This is a genomic window from Sanguibacteroides sp. AM78-02pH3A, assembly GCF_027666085.1.
Lineage (GTDB): Bacteria > Bacteroidota > Bacteroidia > Bacteroidales > Marinifilaceae > Gabonibacter > Gabonibacter massiliensis.
The window spans coordinates 1-15813 of the sequence record NZ_JAQEHX010000003.1 but is presented as its reverse complement, the minus strand read 5'-3'; the positions used below and the strand labels follow the sequence as shown (position 1 = coordinate 15813).

Here is a 15813-nt window from a genome sequence, read left to right as displayed (position 1 = left end):
ATGTTATTTATCTATTTTTCTATCATTTCAATACAATTTATGCTATCTTTGTTCATTCCATGAAAGACCATGGTAGCCTATTGTTATAACGCGAACGATCAAATACATCTTATAAAATATGAGAACACTTTTAGTCACGGTATTATTATTGATAGCGAGTTACGGTCGGGGGCAAAACGACTCGATTCCTCCCGTTGAGAAAGAATTTGATTTCATACGCGAATTACTGGAACCCAATCGATTGGGTGGAGTAAATATTCACATCTCCGGAGATCACAGAATCGAAAAATTGGTCAGATTAAATATAGCCAATAATAAAAAAGGATACTCGTTCAAAGGCTATCGAATCCAGATACTATCCGCAAGTTCTTTTAATTCAAACGTCGATAGTTTAAAAAAATACACGGAAGATTTTGAAAAGCTTTTTCCCGATATTCCGGCTTATTTACAATACTTTGATCCCGATTTCAAAATCAGGGTCGGAAATTTTCATTCCCGCCTCGAAGCAATCCCCGCTTTAAAACGCATCCGTAAGAAATATCCCAACAGTTATCCTGTAAAAACAGATATCTATTTAAAAGAATTAAACCGGGTACAGGAACAGGATACGACTTCCGGTCCGGACTCTTTGTTGCCGTTCAAACGGTAAGATAAGCTTCAAGCTGCTTTATCTCTTTCGCGAAATTTACGGTTGGATGAATCCGGGTAACCTCTCGAATGGCAGCCAGTAGTTTTCGTACTAAATTTCGATAATCATCGGAAGTCGCATCGAACGGACGATGAGTTATTCCCTTGTTTATTCGTCCGATCGTATTCATCACGCCCAACACATCCGGACTGATATAACTGAACAACAAACGCTCCCAAATATAATCGACCGTAAACGAGGTTAAATGAAGCATATCTTCGGCGTAAAAACGATAATCCCGCAACTCATCCAACACAATCTCGTAAGCGGGGAAATAATAAACCAGCTCCACGGCCTCCCGTATTTGCTCAATAGCCAGTAACAATGTCGATTTACTCAACTGATTGCCATCGGCTCCATCTTTCCAGTGACGGATCGGACTAACGGTAAACATAACCCGCAAATCGGGATTCACCTCCCGCAAGCGACGGATCAACGAAATATATTCGTCTGCAATCTCCCCGACACTCAACCGATAACGCTCGAACTCCTTAGCGGGAATCTTATGACAATTCGCCACCACCATCCCCGTCTTCATGTATTTATAAACCCAGGCCGTACCCCATGTTACGACTAATAAATCCGTCCTTTTCAAATTCTCCCGGGCCTCTTCCAATCTTCCGTTTATCCGGTTCAAAACCGTCATAAGTTCTCTATCCGAAAAACAACCATGATGATAGAGGCTTACCCATTTCCCATTCTCACGTAATAAATCCGACTCCTGAAACTTTTTGTTGTCTAACATCAGGCGAAGCACATTGGCTACCGAACGGGGATTATACACGATGCCGCAAGGATTCACATCCACATCGAATTTATAATAAGTAAACTTATTACCCATGTTTTCGGCAAAACAAGAACCCAGCAACATCAGTTTAGAACGGTAATCGATCAAAAAATCGGGAGGGGTGATATTCACCTTCGTCTGCAAGTTCATTTCCTTTTGTTTTAATTTTAAACTCTTTAAGTTCTCCTACAAAAATACGGAAGATTTACCTCTTTTGTGCCGACAATCTCCATCTATTTTATATTTTTGTACAAAATATCTGTGTATGGGAATCATCACCATGTTTATGATTGCCGTTGGTCTGGCGATGGACAGCCTTGCCGTAAGTATCAGCGGGGGGATTTTTATGAAACCGTTTTGGTTGAAACAAGCCATGAAGTTAGCTTTAACCATGGGGATTTTTCAAGGAGGGATGACCCTTGCGGGGTGGGCTCTGGGAGTCAGTTTCAGTTCATACATCACAGCATACGATCATTGGATTGCTTTCATTCTATTATCTTTCTTGGGAGGCAAAATGATTTACGAGTCTTTTCAGAAAGAGAAGAGTTCTTTCGCCTCGTTGTCGAACAAAACCTTATTAACCTTAGGAGTAGCAACCAGTATCGACGCTCTTGCCGTCGGAATAAGCATGGCTTTTCTTAAGGTCAGTATATATCTCCCCTCATTTATTATCGGCTTTACAACATTCATTCTATCCCTCGCCGGGGTTTGCTTCGGTTACCGCTTCGGAAAAATAAAAGGAATCAACGTGGAACTGCTCGGGGGAATCATCCTGATCGCCATAGGAACAAAGATCCTTATCGAACATTGTTCCGAATAATTTTTTTTCCGATCCCTTCAATATACCGCATATTTCATTATCTTTGCTGTCGCATAACTATGGGGCAGACCTGGATTTGACAGCATGATGAATAGGTATGTAAGCATGTCGGGCGTAGTGAAGCCGGCCCGTTAATCCCGGACGCAAAATTTTAATTGGCGAAAATAATTACGCTCTTGCTGCCTAATCGAATCACAGTAGATTCAGGCTTAATCTCCGCTCAAGGATAGTGGAGACAAGACATCCCGCCGGAGGATCCACCTTGTTCCAACCGGCATCCGGGGTGCAGGCAATACAGGGTTAGCCGGCGTCATGCTTCGAGGCGCAGGTGAAATTCAGAAGCTAAGGTACAGTTTGGGTGCTCTTTTCCGGGCTGTATTCGAAAACCAATAAAAAGCTAAGCATGTAGAAAACATATTGATTCCGTGTTTGGACCAGGGTTCGATTCCCTGCTGCTCCACAAAGTTCTTTTTATGTTGCACTTAATCAACAGGTTACAATAGCCACAAAATAGACATTGGAGCTTAATGATTACAAGTTTGGCGATAAATTATTGATATATAGTATATTGCCAACACATGCAATAGACAGGTTGCAGACAATATAGACACTTTTCATTCTTTCTGATTTTGGATTGGGGAATTTAAAACAGAAAAAAATGAAACGAGAAATTGTTGCAACAATACCGAAATTAAGTGAAGGCCGGGTGTGGTACGTGTATTTCTCAGTACGCAACCCCAAAACCGGCCGTATGGTTCGGCAAAAAATTTATGAAGGATTTAAGCAATTAAAAAGCCACGCTAAAAAGCGTGAGCATGCGCAAAAATTAATTGCGAAATACACTAAATTGTTGTCAAATGGCTGGACGCCATGGAATGATCCTGATGTGCTTTACGAGGATCAGATCCAATACAAAAATGAAGCCGAGAGCTTTGGTTATCTAAAAAAAGAGCAATAATTGTGCTCGAAAATTGTCCTCTGAATTTCTCCTATATAAACAAAGTGCATTAAAAGAAAAAACATATTCTTCGTATCAAAGCAAAATGCGAATTTTCACTTTATGGTTAGAAAAAAACGGTTTCGGTGGATACGATATAACGGAGATTGATAACGAAATTATATTGAACTTTTTCGATTACATTATCAAAATCCGAAATCTCGATAAAGTAACAGTAACAACCTACAAAATAAAAATAAAAGCTTTCTTCGACTTCTTAATCAAAAAGAAATACATTAAATTAAATCCCGTTTACGATATTCCCGACGTAAAGAAAAAAGTAGACGCAGCTCCAAAACCCATCACTCCAGATGATTTAAAAAAACTACTCGTTTGTATACAAAAAGACGATCCACAGCTATACTTAGCTTGCATGATGCAGTACTACTGTGCGATTCGCCCCGGCACAGAGTTAAGATTACTAAAAATCAAACACATCGATTTTTATTCCGGCAAAATAACCATAAACATAATCGATAGTAAAGCTCCACGACAAGATGTTATCCAAATTACACGAACTAATAACAACGGTATACCAACTACAAAATTTTAATAAAGAATTCTTCATTTTTGGACGTAAAGGCATACCGGGATATGAAGAACTCGGGAAAAACACATTGCGCAATCGGTTCAATAAATTTCGTGATAAACTAAAACTAAGCAAAGAATATAAATTTTACAGCTTTAAACACACGGGAGCAGGGCTTCTGCTTGACTCGGGAGTAACCTTCAAAGATTTAATGGATCACCTTCGACACCATGATATCGAAAGCACATACCATTACATCAGAAAATATAAGGGAACTACTAACGAAAAAGTCCGGAATAATTTTCCGGATCCTTTTCAAAATTTTGCAAAATGAAGGAATAACAATTCTATTGCGTTTTTTCTTTCCGGATTTTAATATACCAAAAAACATAATTAAGTTTTGGCATGAAAAGTACGGGAAAGAGAATTTCGCCATCAATAAATTAACTAAAAGATACAATTACGGCACAAAAAAACTGCAATTACGGCACATTTATTTAAAAAATATAAGTTAAATTCGCAAAATTGCATTTTAATTAATCTAAAACTTACTAATTACAAAATTACATTATGAAAAAAGTAAAATTCTTCAATTTCATCGTATGCCTACTTTTAGTTATGGCGGGTTGTAATGATGACGACAACTTACCATCAAGAAAAAACGAGTTTGATTTAAGAAAAATAAATTATCAGACTCATTTTACAAATCCTTATGACACGATAGGGAAATATCATAACGAAGCATTAGCGTATGTTTTTAAGGAGTATTTTAAATCTCCGGCGGCCAAGTCTTCTCAAAATGAAAAAGAGAAATTAAGCAAACTTATAGTTGATTTTATGAATAAAAAGCCTTTTGCGGAAGGAGTAAAGATAACTGAAAAAGACATTCAGAAAATGGAATCACGAGTACAGGCAAAATCTTCTAACAATCAATTATTCAATAGTGATAAACAGCGAAAGTATTATAAGAATCTTAAGGATAAAGTACGTAAAGATAAACATTCGTCTCCACAAGATCTTATATCTTCTATTAATAAATTAGAAAAACAGGTAGCAGAATCTGATCTTCCCGAGTCAGAACAGGCTCAATTATTAATAGGTATGTCCGTGGCAAAATACAGCTCTGTTTTTTGGATGGAGCAAATAAAGAATATGGAATCTCAGGCAAAAACAACAAATGCCATTCCGGAAGAAGAGATGTATGACGGAGATTGGAATCGCTGGTTTGAATCATTTTTAAGCAAGGCAGAAGAAATTTTCTGGGCAGATGTTGAAGGTGGTATAGGAGGATTCGCAACATCATTCATATTCATAGATTACAAAGGTCTTCTAATTCCGGGTATGGGTCTTGCAACAATTCAAGCCGCAATGGGATATGTCGTTAGTTTTGCAATTGGAGCCTCTGCTTGGCAAGGGATAAAGATTTTATGGAATATTGTATTTGAATAAATATCATGAAGGAAAATAATAATATTCAGAAAAAAATTATTCAAAGAACATTTTGGCAAATATTACCTTTTATGTGCATTCTCCTTTTGTGGCGAGAGTTTGGAAATATGGAATTTTCTTGGTCATATGCAGCCATGTTCAGTATTGAATTAATTGTAGGTATTGGAATCACCTATGCGACCGCTTGTTATTTGGCTCGTTTGAAAATTAAAGATAAAGATAAACATATTTTTCGGGATTAATAAAAGCGGGAAATATTTCCTGCTTTTATGAGTGAGTATTACTTTTTATGCTTATTCTGCTTGTTATAAACGAGTATGGAGAGGTAAAACTAACATGGCTTTATCTCCTTCTTAATGGAACTCTTGTTCCTTGGAATATTGCCCCCATTTTAACATGGAATACTCTTTTGGTGTTTTTACACATGTACTTGTGATTTCCCAAATGATAGACTTGAGACCTTTTATCGTATGGAGATATTACTTTAAAAAGCCATATAACACATTCAAGGTTTATGATGCATGATTCCTCAGTTGGAAAAGCATCTAACAAGTCATATAAAGACCGAAATCCTGTTATATTAAACTTCATTTTTACCTTACTACTTTTGCTTATTAATAATATCTATTCAAATAATAAAATAAAGGTGTTTAATTATAAGCAATTAATATCCAGTTTTTTTGTCATTCATTATTCCCCTAAACTTAAATTACTAACAAAGCGATATTTTGTAAAGATACTGACCAGTATGATCTACAACTATTTGGTCTGATACCTCATTGAATATTTCCCTCTTTGCCATCGATTACATAATTTATAAAAAAACTGAATTTACAGCCATCAGCAAAAGATATATAATCAACGAAGAACGTTAATAATAAATAGACTTTAAATCGTCATCAATCATGAATTTTCGATTAGAAAATAGTCTACCTGATCTCGATAGATCGAAGGCAATTACAAATAAACCATAGCATTTCTAAAAATTCAACCATAGTTTAAAGGCGGTTATCTTTTCTTCGCTAACCGTAATCTGGGATTTAAAGGGCGGTTTTACAAAAACAACGACTTTACCGTTGAAATAAGGTTCTATACGCATGATGGCTTTCACACAAAGAAGCACCTGACGATTAGCGCGGAAAAACTGATCGGGATCAAGTTGTTCAACCAGTTTATTGAGCGAAAGATCGACAATATGCTCCTGCCCTGAATAGGTTACAGCGAATGTAATCTTATTTTCAGAATAAAAATAAGCGATATCGATTACCTCCAGCGGGCGGAATCGATCTCCCCCGGAAATCAAAAAACGGGTTCGATAAGGCTTTTCTCTCTGTTGCAAACTATTAAGAATCGTATCCAGATAATCCTCTGCCCGCAATTTACCACCTGCAGTAAACGATTCGTATTTCACGATGGCCTCCAATAATCTTTTTTCATCAACAGGTTTCAAAATATAATCTATACTGTTTACCGCAAATGCCCGCACGGCATACTGATCGTAAGCCGTAGTAAAAACAATAACGGAAGAGGGACGAGCAGCGTTTAAAAAATCGAACGAATTACCGTCGGACAAATGAATATCGAGAAATAAAAGATCAGGATGAGAATTTTCGGTAAACCATTGTATATTCTCTTCCACGTTTCCGGACAACACGATGATTTCCCAGTCCGGGCGTAATCGATGAATCATCATATATAACAAACGGGCTGCAGGAACCTCGTCTTCAATAATGCCGACCTTCAAACTACTCATTTGCAAAAGGAATTTTCACGGTAAATACTCCAAATTTATCACAAACCTCAATACTCTTGCCCGTAATCAACTCGCATCGATTAGACAGATTCTGAAGTCCCACGCCAGGCGAGGAATCGCCTATCTTGGGTTTAATCAGATTACGAACCACCAACGTGTCCCTTTCTACCTCTATATTGATTTCCATGGGGCGACTTGCAGATATCGAATTGTGTTTTATCACGTTTTCGACCAGTAATTGCAATGTCAGAGGAGGTAAAAGTCGCTCTTTACAATCGTCAGCAACTATCAGGTTACAAGTGATACAATTTCCCAACCGGACCTCATGCAGAAAAAGATACGAGTTCAAAAATTCCAATTCTTCTCCCATGGTAACCAGAAGTCTATCCTGACATTGCAATACATAACGATAAACATCCGAAAGGTTTTTAGTAAAACTCACCGCATTTTGAGGATTATATTCGATTTCGGCGATTAAGGTATTGAGACTATTAAACAAAAAATGCGGATTCAATTGATTTTGCAAAGCCATGTAACGAGCCGTATCGTTCTCTTTTTGCAATGCCGACGTACGTTGCTGCAAATAAAGCATATTCTGCATGGCCCGATAAGCAAGCAGTAATCCAAGAATGACCAATTCCACCAACCAGACAAGGATCAAGAGACGCACTCCCCCATTCGGAAAAGTAAACGGATGCGCCAAACCTACCAAAAGTTTAGCTGTAACCAACAACCCGTAATTTAACAGTAAAAACATCAGCATGACCACCACGTACACGAATACAATTCTCAATCGGCTACGAGTGTTTAAAGCATAACTATCGTTTAGCCAGGAACTGATCCGAATTGTAAAATAACCCAATATATTGAAAGTCAAAATAAAAAACAGGCATACCCCGATTAAGGATGACGCTTCGGTTAATAGTAACGGGAAACCGGAATAATTGATCAACAAAAGAAAAGAAAATACCCCAAGACCGGAAAACAATCCGACATATAAAAAAGAGTTTAGTCTTGTATTCATCCTATCTTCAATACCGTTTTTGCAAAGTTAGTTATATTTAGAAAGATCCGTACGCATTCAAAGCTTTTATTAAACCCGAATAGTAACTTTGAGCAGCCACTTTAGCATGTACATAATTGAGTTGTGAAGTCTGCCGATAGGTCTGGGCGTCGATTACTTCCAAAATAGAAATTTTCCCTTCCCCGTAACGTTCCAACGCTTTTATTTCGTTTTCACGAGCCTTTTCCAATGAATTTTCACTCAAAACCGCTCGTTCCTGCGCCTGCAATAAATTCAGATTAGCCGTCTGTATGTCCAATGCCACTTCATCTTTCACCCGATTCACCCGATCGATTGCCATACCGATCTGCTCCGTAGAAGCTCTTTTTTCACTACGACGTTTTCCCCATTCAAATAAAGGTACTGATAATTTGGCATAAGCAGCATAATTAGGATCCATATCCGAACGAAAATTATATCCTGGAGAGGTATAATTTCCTTCCATACCCACATAAAACTGAGGCTTATATTGAGAATCATTTCGCCGCGAACTACTCTCGATTATCTTTACCTGTTCTTCAGCAATCTTAATTTCAGGACGATTCATTCCAGTCGATAACGATAAGGAGTCTCCAATGGCAAGCATTGGGACAACTGTTTCTATTTCTGTAGAACTTTGCAATTCCACACCGATAATGGAATTAAGAGCCATACATCCCGTTTGGAAATCATTTTTTGCTTGCAACAGGCGATATTCAGCTTCATTGAGCTTCACCTCAGCCATCAATAAATCTTGAGGATCGGCCAACCCTGCATCCACTCTTTCCCCGATTGTTTTTACCAATGAAGCCATCGAATCATAAAAATCTTGGACTACATCAATGATCTCCCGACGAGCTACCGTGTTCCAATACTGAATATCTGTTTGGTAACAAACCATAACCCGCACCATTTCGGCTTGGTTGACCGCCATTGCCTGTTGATGCCGGACTAACCGAATGGCCTCGAGAATCCGGCCTCCCGTGTAAACTGGTTGCAACAAAGCAACCGATACGCCGTATTGCATATGTTGTCCTTCAAAACTTTTGGATACTCCCGCGACCGGCAAATCGATGGACAATTCCATCGGATTACCCGTATACCGGAAACTCGCATCCGCAGCCAACTTCGGCTTTCTATCGGCACGGACCGATTTTTCAAGTTCCAAACTGACTGAAATATTTTTCTCTGCAGCTTTAAGATCGTGATTGTACTGCAAAGCCATAGAACGATAAGTATCGAGTAATGAGCTTTGTTGTGCGGATACCGTCGACAAACAGCCTAAAGCCACAAACATTAAACCAATCTTTTTCATCGTTGATATTCTTTTACGTTATAAAATACAGTATAAAGAGCCGGAGTAACAAACAGTGTCAACAAGGTTGCGAATGCCAGTCCAAAAATAATAGTAGCGGCCATTCCCCCGAAAGCGACATCAAACAGGAGAGGCACCATACCAAAAATGGTCGTCGTTACAGCCATTAATACCGGACGAGTACGAATAACCGTAGCTTCGACAATAGAAGTATAGAGGCTAATGCCGCTCCGGTGTTGTATATTGATTTCATCAAGCAGCACGATAACATTTTTAATAATCATCCCTAAAAGCCCCAACCAACCGGCAATCGGGAAAAAGCCAAATTCGAACCCGGTAAGCAACATGCCGACAGCAACACCAATGATCGACAAGGGGAGTACACAAAGAATAATGACAGGTTCTCGAAAATTACCAAAAAGAGCTACAAGAATTACCACCAACAAGAGAAAAGCCAAAGGAAAAAACTTGGCAAGTGCCTGTAATCCTTCTCCCTGATCCTTATATTGCGAATCCCAAAAGAAAGAGTATCCTTCAGGTAAACGGATCTTTTCAATCTCTCCCCTTATCTCTCCGTGTACCTCGGCCATCGTGTGTCCGGGCTTTACACCACACATGGCAGCCATCGATAATTGTCGGTTATACGTTCTGACCTGTGGAAACTCCCAGGTAGTTTCAATACGTTCGGTCACTTGCGACAGAGGAGCTGATTTACTTCCATTCCAGATAGAAAAATTTCCCAAAGACTCAGCATCCGTGACATTGGGTACTTCCGATTTAAGTTGCACGGGAACTTTTTTCTCCTTATCCCGATAAACACCTACCGTAAATCCGTCACTAATAGACTTCACGGACTGAATCATATCTGCTTTTGTAATCCCCAGCATTCCAGCTTTCACCGGATCATATACAGGACGGATCACCATCGTCATATTACCCCATTCGTTACGAGCATCCGCAACTTTTGGATTCCGCCGCATAATTTCAATAGCCACTCCAGTCAGCGAATCCAAAACAGCCATATCAAGTCCCAAGAAACGGGCTTCAATCAAAGCTTCTGTAAGCGGGCTAAGTTCAAATTTATTGACTTTGACAAAGGCCTCCGGATACTTTACGGGAATAGAATCCTGCAATATAGCATGCAATTGACGGGACATCGACGAAGTCCTACATTTCACCAGCAACTGTGCATAATTTGATTGCGGTCCGAAAGAGACGTTCGCTAAATAATAACGCGGAGGCGTTCGGCCCACAAATGCAGACACGCTCTCGGTTTCCCCGTAAGTACGAATATAATCGGTCATATCTTCGGCGATACGGTCAGTCTCCTCTATCCGGCAACCTTCCGGCAACCACATATCAATGGTAAAATATTGCTTATCAAGTGACGGAACAAAAACCTTCGGAATAAATCGAAAGCTCCAGGCAGAAAGATAAAGCATCACAACCAGGCAGGACAGAACCAGGTATTTACGCCGGATCACCCAATGCAAAGAGGAACGGAAAATGTCGTACCATTTCCCTGAAAACAAATTCTCTTTCAACTCGGCAGGACGTGGACGGCGAACAAATTCCTGAATAAAAAACGGAGTTTGCGTAAGAGCAAACACCCAACTGAACATGAGTGACACGCCAATAACAATTACCAACGAGGACAACAACTCTCCTGTAATATGCGGAGAATAATAAATAGGCATAAAGGTCAGAATAGCAATAACCGTAGCCGCCAGCAAGGGTAAGGCCGTCGAAGAACAGGCCCGCATCAAGGCTACTCTTTTACGCATGCCCCGTTGCATATTGACCAAACAGGAGTCGGACACAACGATGGCATTATCCACCAGCATGCCCATGGCAATAATAATCGCAGCCAGCGACATGCGTTGTAGCGCGATCCCATTGGAATACATCACGATAAGCGTAGCAAATATAGAAAATACCAGTCCACTACCTATCAAAATTCCATTTTTAAACCCGATAAAGAAAAGTAAAATAGCCACAACCGTGAGTACGGAAACGATCAGATTGACAATAAACCCGCGATTGGCGACATCCGATTCATATCCCTGATCATAAATACAGGAAAGATGATATCCCGCCGGAAGTTTCCCCGAAAATTGATCGATTCGCTCTTTCACGAGTTCTGCCATATCCACCACATTCCCGGTAGGGACTGTCGAAACGGCGATACCGATAGCCGGTTCTCCATTGATCCGCATAATGTTCGACGCTGGCATCTGATAAGCCTCACTGATTTCAGCAATATCTCCCAGCCGAAAATGTTCACTACTTCTGGAAACGATCGTCAAATTCCGAATATCATCAAGCGAATAAAAATTCCCTGTGGATTCAACACGAATACGATTCATTCCCGATTCTATTCCCCCGGCATCCACCACTCTATTTTGTCCTTCGAAAGCATGTATAATATCCGTTGTCGTAATACCACTTTGCGACATGACGGAGGGGCTTATTCGTACTTCGATCGTAGGCATTTGTACGCCATAAATTTCCACTTTGGCTACATCTTTGACTTTTAGCAATTCATTTTTAATCCATTTAGCCTGATCTTCCAGTTCCCGGTAACTATGCCCGGACCCTGTCAAACCATAAAAAACGCCCAGGACATCTCCAAAATCGTCATTGACAACGGACGGACCCGCCCCAACCGGTAATTTTCCTTGTACATCGCTTACTTTTCGGCGAAGCTTATCCCATAATTGCTGCATTTCGGAGGCACGAATTTCTTTTTTTACATACACCGTAATTTTAGAAAGCCCCGCCCGGTTTTCCGTTTTTAAATAATAGAGTTCTCCCATAGATTGGATTGCCTCTTCCAATACATCCGTTACTTGTGTCTGAACCTCCGAAGGCGAAGCCCCCGAATAAGGCGTAATTACCAAGGCCTGCTTAATTGTGAAAGGAGCATCTTCCAATTTCCCCATTTTCAAGTAAGAGAACACCCCCCCAAACAAGACCAAAACAAGCAGCAAGACACTCACGGACTTCTTTTGCAAAAAATATTTAATCAGCTTCATTATAACTTCTGTTTTTCAATTTTTCATTTATATAAATCTGTCCCTTTATTGTCACAATTTCCCTCGTGAAGGCTTGAATACGTTTGGTTATTTCAAGTGATTCCGATAACGAGAATGAACAGGCATCCGGCATAAAAAGATTTGACCAATGTTTGCTAAAAAAAGTGTAAACAAGATGTGGCGATACGGTGGGTCGGACATACCCGTTTACAATCGCGTCTTCCACCTTATCCCGACAAGCAACAGCATAGCTATCTAAAAAATTATCCAGAAAATGAAAAACATCATGATAATATTTTTTTATCTCCAGACAACAACGACGGCTTAACTTTCCGCACAATTCGGGATAAACCTCGACAAAATCGACCATCATATCCGGTAAACATTCATCCGCATTGTTAAAGATTTCTTCCTGACTTATCCTGTATGTAACACACTTCAACAATAATAGTTCCTTTGTTCGAAAATACTTTCTCAGGGTATGGGATGTCAGATTTATAAGTTTGGCTATCTCTTCCAAGGAGAGTGATCGAATGCCGTATAATCGAAATACGCCCACCACCTGTTGAATAATTAGAATTTCACGTTCCATCAGATATATTCTTCATCCCCGATATGTACTTCCATTTCTTCCGATAAAAAGCGAAGTCCGCTAACCGCCACGACTTCTCCCTCAATCAAACCGGTCTCAATACATACCTTTCCTTCAGGCATTAATTTTCCCAATGTTATTTTCCGCCGGCTAACACGTCCCTTTTCTTTATTAACAATCCACACAAAATCTTCTTTTGCAGGACTATGCCAAACAGCTTTCAACGGAATGATAACGTTTGAATCTGCAATCGTCTCTGAGGGCCGGAAAGAAAGCTTTCCGGACATACCTGCCGGTAACTGTTCACGTTGATTCGGCAATAAGGCAGTTAACAGGTAAGAAAGATTATTTGGTGTCGTACTTTTGGATATCTTCTCGATCTTTAACTTGTATACCCTATCTGGTATCGCATCAAAACGCAATTCTACCTCCTGATTCAAAGACTTGCTCAAAAGGACCTGCTGATTAACATATGTTTCTATCTTCAGATTATTAATATCAACAAACGATATAACCGGTTGCGAAGCTTTCACCTCTTGATATTTCTCAATATACACCTCCCCGACATATCCATCAAAAGGTGCAATCAACCGGGTATCATTCAATTCGTTAACTGCCGTTTCATAAGCCGTTTTTGCCGATATATAATCGGCTTTAGCCTTTTCAAAGGTGCTTGCAGATACATTTTTTTTATCATGAAGAATCCGAATCCGCTCGAACTCGGCATGCATTTGTCGATACACGGCTTCAGCCCGTTCTTTACGGATACGAAAATCACGGGCATCAATTTCAGCAATAACGTCACCGCTTTTGTAATAATTTCCGGCAAAGACTTCAAAACGATCGATAGGTCCTCCTACCCGAAAAGAGAGTTCCGATACCCGAAAAGGAGCAGATATAAACGAAAACTCCCACCGATTCTGCAAGGGCTCCTTCACGGCCGAGGCCGTTCGTACAACCATTTTCCGCTCTCGATTGCTCCGCATGGAATCCCCACACGAAACTAGTGCCGTTATCAAAATCAACACTGTTATTAAATTCATTGCTACTTTCATCTTCTTTTTATTTTTAGACGAAAATAGCAGCTTACTTTCAAGTCTACCAGATAAATTTTTCCGAAACCGGAAAATAAGATTCTGAAATCGGCATTCGGATAAACGAAGTTGCATGAACCATCTATTATATTCATTCATATAGAAAGGCTATCGAAAATTCATTCAAGATATTCTATCCCTTTTTCAACCATTTAAAATACCAAAAGCCACATTTAATAAAACTCGTACAAGAAATTTATGAATTTATCCCACGCATTACATTATTCCGAATGAAATAATTATACTTTTGTCAGAACTCTTAAAACAAGAATTTATGAATATCGAAGAATTTCGGGAAATTTGCCTCTCCTTTCCGCACACGACAGAAGAGTTTCCATTCGATGAAACCACGCTGGTGTTTAAGGTCTTCAACAAAATGTTCGCCTGTACCGATATCCTACCTTTTGAATGGATCGCTTTAAAGTGTCAGCCGGAAAAAGCGATTATGTTAAGGGAAGAGTATAGCGAAATCGTCCCGGGGTATCATTTCAATAAGAAACACTGGAACACCGTATACATTCACGGATCGTTATCGGATAAACTGATCGAGGAGTTAATCGAACACTCTTACCGGGAAGTCATTCTAAAACTACCCAAGAGTTTTATAAAAGAGAATTTCAAAGAGTTTTCATTGACGGAATCCAACCGAAAGAAATAGGGTAACTTTTCAACAGCTACCCATTTTCCATTATAAATTTTCCATCCCGTCAAACCTTGTTGGGTTTTCGAATATAATGCGGCATTTCAAAAGGTATCTCCAAGGAAAATTCTACCAGTCCCCGGTACTCTCCGTTTTCATACCAGGGTGTCTGATAAATCAGTTTTTTAACGCCGTTCTTTTCAATCGTGTAAGCATTTGTCGAATGAGTTTCCATCAAGCCGAGCAATTTCGTTCGGGCCGGCTCCGGATGACAATCCAACACGTTTTGTCCCACCAGATCACCGTGATTCGTTTTTTGAGATTTATCATTCATCATCAAGATATTTCCGTCGTTATCACATACCGTGATTGCCACGTTTAACTCTTTCATATAATCCATAGCTATTCTTTTTTATTGATGCTGCAAATCTACAACATTTCAATACGATTTCATCCACCTGATTATGAAAATAGTCCTTTCGCAACTCCCGTTCCCGTTGATTTTTTCAAATTATTTCTTCTAAAATATTTTGCAGGAACCAAACAAATCCATATATTTGCATCGCTTTTGAGAAAATTCCTTAGTAGCTCAGTTGGTTAGAGCGGCGGACTGTTAATCCGTAGGTCGTAGGTTCAAGTCCTACCTGAGGAGCCACAAAAAGCCTTACAAATTCTGTAAGGCTTTTTTTTATTCCTTTCTTTTCTGAAGAATCAATTCCCTTTCAGACCATAATTCCAATATCCCCGTCAAGAGAGGTGTTTTTTCAAAATAGAATGTATCGTCACGGATTTTATAGGTTTACTTATAAAATCCGTACATCCTGCCTCCCAGCATTTCTCCCGATCCACTTCGAATGCATAAGCCGTTTGAATGATTATAGGGATATCCGAAAATTTACGGATCTCTATCATTGCTTCCAAACCATCCATACGAGGCATTTTCAAATCCATCAGGATGGCATCGTACTTATTTTTCTTAAACATTTCCACGGCCTCTATTCCATCTCGAGCCCGATCCAACATATAATCTTTCTGATTCTCCGCAAACACACCTAATATTTTTAGTATATTA

17 protein-coding genes, 1 tRNA gene and 1 other RNA gene are annotated in these 15813 nt (G+C 39.5%); 10 read left to right on the top strand and 9 right to left on the bottom strand.

Going from position 1 to position 15813, the window contains the following annotated elements; translation table 11 throughout:
* The first annotated feature begins 118 nt into the window (after positions 1-118).
* Positions 119-649 carry an SPOR domain-containing protein gene (locus PGR74_RS05080; RefSeq protein ID WP_052634434.1) on the top strand — a complete coding sequence of 177 codons (531 nt, stop codon included), beginning with the start codon at positions 119-121 and terminating at the stop codon, positions 647-649.
* Here the strand turns inward: PGR74_RS05080 and PGR74_RS05075 are convergent.
* Positions 639-1625, bottom strand: a complete 987-nt coding sequence (locus PGR74_RS05075) for a GSCFA domain-containing protein (RefSeq protein ID WP_041502687.1) — start codon at positions 1623-1625, stop codon at positions 639-641. The two genes, PGR74_RS05080 and PGR74_RS05075, sit on opposite strands and share 11 nt — an antisense overlap.
* 115 nt (positions 1626-1740) lie before the next feature.
* On the opposite strand from PGR74_RS05075, the gene PGR74_RS05070 reads away from it, so the two are divergent.
* The 7 genes from PGR74_RS05070 to PGR74_RS05045 all read left to right on the top strand — a co-directional run bounded on the left by PGR74_RS05070 (position 1741) and on the right by PGR74_RS05045 (position 5512).
* Positions 1741-2295: a manganese efflux pump MntP gene (locus PGR74_RS05070; protein ID WP_041502686.1), complete on the top strand. Its 555-nt coding sequence runs from the start codon at positions 1741-1743 to the stop codon at positions 2293-2295.
* Between the two features lie 61 nt (positions 2296-2356).
* Positions 2357-2758, top strand: a transfer-messenger RNA (tmRNA) gene (gene ssrA / locus PGR74_RS05065).
* A 195-nt stretch (positions 2759-2953) separates the two neighbouring features.
* On the top strand, positions 2954-3253 hold the full coding sequence (locus PGR74_RS05060; protein WP_041505045.1) for a hypothetical protein: 300 nt from the start codon (positions 2954-2956) through the stop codon (positions 3251-3253).
* Positions 3254-3266: 13 nt separating this feature from the next.
* Entirely contained in the window at positions 3267-3845 is a 579-nt protein-coding gene (locus PGR74_RS05055) for a tyrosine-type recombinase/integrase (protein WP_160289619.1), read from the top strand.
* Positions 3790-4155, top strand: a complete 366-nt coding sequence (locus PGR74_RS14125) for a tyrosine-type recombinase/integrase (protein ID WP_041505043.1) — start codon at positions 3790-3792, stop codon at positions 4153-4155. Before PGR74_RS05055 ends, PGR74_RS14125 begins: the two co-directional genes overlap by 56 nt.
* 236 nt (positions 4156-4391) lie before the next feature.
* Entirely contained in the window at positions 4392-5270 is an 879-nt protein-coding gene (locus PGR74_RS05050) for a hypothetical protein (protein ID WP_041505041.1), read from the top strand.
* 5 nt (positions 5271-5275) lie between these two features.
* A complete protein-coding gene (locus tag PGR74_RS05045; protein WP_041502681.1) occupies positions 5276-5512 on the top strand; it encodes a hypothetical protein in 237 nt (78 codons plus the stop codon).
* A 737-nt stretch (positions 5513-6249) separates the two neighbouring features.
* On the opposite strand, the gene PGR74_RS05040 is transcribed toward PGR74_RS05045, so the two are convergent.
* From PGR74_RS05040 to PGR74_RS05015, 6 genes are read right to left on the bottom strand one after another with little or no spacing between them, the layout of a single operon-like run.
* Positions 6250-7023, bottom strand: a complete 774-nt coding sequence (locus PGR74_RS05040) for a LytR/AlgR family response regulator transcription factor (protein ID WP_041505040.1) — start codon at positions 7021-7023, stop codon at positions 6250-6252.
* A complete protein-coding gene (locus PGR74_RS05035; RefSeq protein WP_041502679.1) occupies positions 7016-8047 on the bottom strand; it encodes a sensor histidine kinase in 1032 nt (343 codons plus the stop codon). Before PGR74_RS05035 ends, PGR74_RS05040 begins: the two co-directional genes overlap by 8 nt.
* 37 nt (positions 8048-8084) lie before the next feature.
* Positions 8085-9380, bottom strand: a complete 1296-nt coding sequence (locus tag PGR74_RS05030) for a TolC family protein (protein ID WP_041505039.1) — start codon at positions 9378-9380, stop codon at positions 8085-8087.
* On the bottom strand, positions 9377-12415 hold the full coding sequence (locus PGR74_RS05025) for an efflux RND transporter permease subunit (protein WP_270516808.1): 3039 nt from the start codon (positions 12413-12415) through the stop codon (positions 9377-9379). The genes PGR74_RS05030 and PGR74_RS05025 overlap by 4 nt, the downstream gene beginning before the upstream one ends.
* A complete protein-coding gene (locus tag PGR74_RS05020) occupies positions 12402-13007 on the bottom strand; it encodes a TetR/AcrR family transcriptional regulator (RefSeq protein ID WP_041505037.1) in 606 nt (201 codons plus the stop codon). The genes PGR74_RS05025 and PGR74_RS05020 overlap by 14 nt, the downstream gene beginning before the upstream one ends.
* Positions 13007-14062 (bottom strand): efflux RND transporter periplasmic adaptor subunit, encoded by a 1056-nt coding sequence (locus tag PGR74_RS05015; protein ID WP_041502717.1) that lies wholly within the window; start codon positions 14060-14062, stop codon positions 13007-13009. Before PGR74_RS05015 ends, PGR74_RS05020 begins: the two co-directional genes overlap by 1 nt.
* Before the next feature lie 313 nt (positions 14063-14375).
* On the opposite strand from PGR74_RS05015, the gene PGR74_RS05010 reads away from it, so the two are divergent.
* A complete protein-coding gene (locus PGR74_RS05010) occupies positions 14376-14759 on the top strand; it encodes an MmcQ/YjbR family DNA-binding protein (protein WP_041502676.1) in 384 nt (127 codons plus the stop codon).
* Positions 14760-14808: 49 nt separating this feature from the next.
* Here PGR74_RS05010 and PGR74_RS05005 read toward each other — a convergent pair whose 3' ends face one another.
* The gene (locus tag PGR74_RS05005; RefSeq protein ID WP_041502675.1) at positions 14809-15141 is read right to left on the bottom strand and encodes a diguanylate cyclase; all 333 of its coding nucleotides are present in this window, start codon (positions 15139-15141) and stop codon (positions 14809-14811) included.
* 178 nt (positions 15142-15319) lie between these two features.
* Here PGR74_RS05005 and PGR74_RS05000 point away from each other — a divergent pair.
* Positions 15320-15396, top strand: a tRNA-Asn gene (locus PGR74_RS05000).
* A gap of 92 nt (positions 15397-15488) precedes the next feature.
* On the opposite strand, the gene PGR74_RS04995 is transcribed toward PGR74_RS05000, so the two are convergent.
* Positions 15489-15813, bottom strand: a 325-nt coding sequence (locus PGR74_RS04995) for a response regulator (RefSeq protein ID WP_270516806.1), incomplete at its 5' end; no start/stop codon positions are given.

Excerpts from the sequence above, each read along its gene's own strand:
- PGR74_RS05080 (WP_052634434.1), top strand. The coding sequence starts at position 119 with ATGAGAACACTTTTAGTCACGGTATTATTATTGATAGCGAGTTACGGT.
- PGR74_RS05075 (WP_041502687.1), bottom strand. The coding sequence starts at position 1,625 with ATGAACTTGCAGACGAAGGTGAATATCACCCCTCCCGATTTTTTGATC.
- PGR74_RS05070 (WP_041502686.1), top strand. The coding sequence starts at position 1,741 with ATGGGAATCATCACCATGTTTATGATTGCCGTTGGTCTGGCGATGGAC.
- PGR74_RS05060 (WP_041505045.1), top strand. The coding sequence starts at position 2,954 with ATGAAACGAGAAATTGTTGCAACAATACCGAAATTAAGTGAAGGCCGG.
- PGR74_RS14125 (WP_041505043.1), top strand. The coding sequence starts at position 3,790 with ATGTTATCCAAATTACACGAACTAATAACAACGGTATACCAACTACAA.
- PGR74_RS05050 (WP_041505041.1), top strand. The coding sequence starts at position 4,392 with ATGAAAAAAGTAAAATTCTTCAATTTCATCGTATGCCTACTTTTAGTT.
- PGR74_RS05045 (WP_041502681.1), top strand. The coding sequence starts at position 5,276 with ATGAAGGAAAATAATAATATTCAGAAAAAAATTATTCAAAGAACATTT.
- PGR74_RS05040 (WP_041505040.1), bottom strand. The coding sequence starts at position 7,023 with ATGAGTAGTTTGAAGGTCGGCATTATTGAAGACGAGGTTCCTGCAGCC.
- PGR74_RS05035 (WP_041502679.1), bottom strand. The coding sequence starts at position 8,047 with ATGAATACAAGACTAAACTCTTTTTTATATGTCGGATTGTTTTCCGGT.
- PGR74_RS05030 (WP_041505039.1), bottom strand. The coding sequence starts at position 9,380 with ATGAAAAAGATTGGTTTAATGTTTGTGGCTTTAGGCTGTTTGTCGACG.
- PGR74_RS05025 (WP_270516808.1), bottom strand. The coding sequence starts at position 12,415 with ATGAAGCTGATTAAATATTTTTTGCAAAAGAAGTCCGTGAGTGTCTTG.
- PGR74_RS05020 (WP_041505037.1), bottom strand. The coding sequence starts at position 13,007 with ATGGAACGTGAAATTCTAATTATTCAACAGGTGGTGGGCGTATTTCGA.
- PGR74_RS05015 (WP_041502717.1), bottom strand. The coding sequence starts at position 14,062 with ATGAAAGTAGCAATGAATTTAATAACAGTGTTGATTTTGATAACGGCA.
- PGR74_RS05010 (WP_041502676.1), top strand. The coding sequence starts at position 14,376 with ATGAATATCGAAGAATTTCGGGAAATTTGCCTCTCCTTTCCGCACACG.
- PGR74_RS05005 (WP_041502675.1), bottom strand. The coding sequence starts at position 15,141 with ATGGATTATATGAAAGAGTTAAACGTGGCAATCACGGTATGTGATAAC.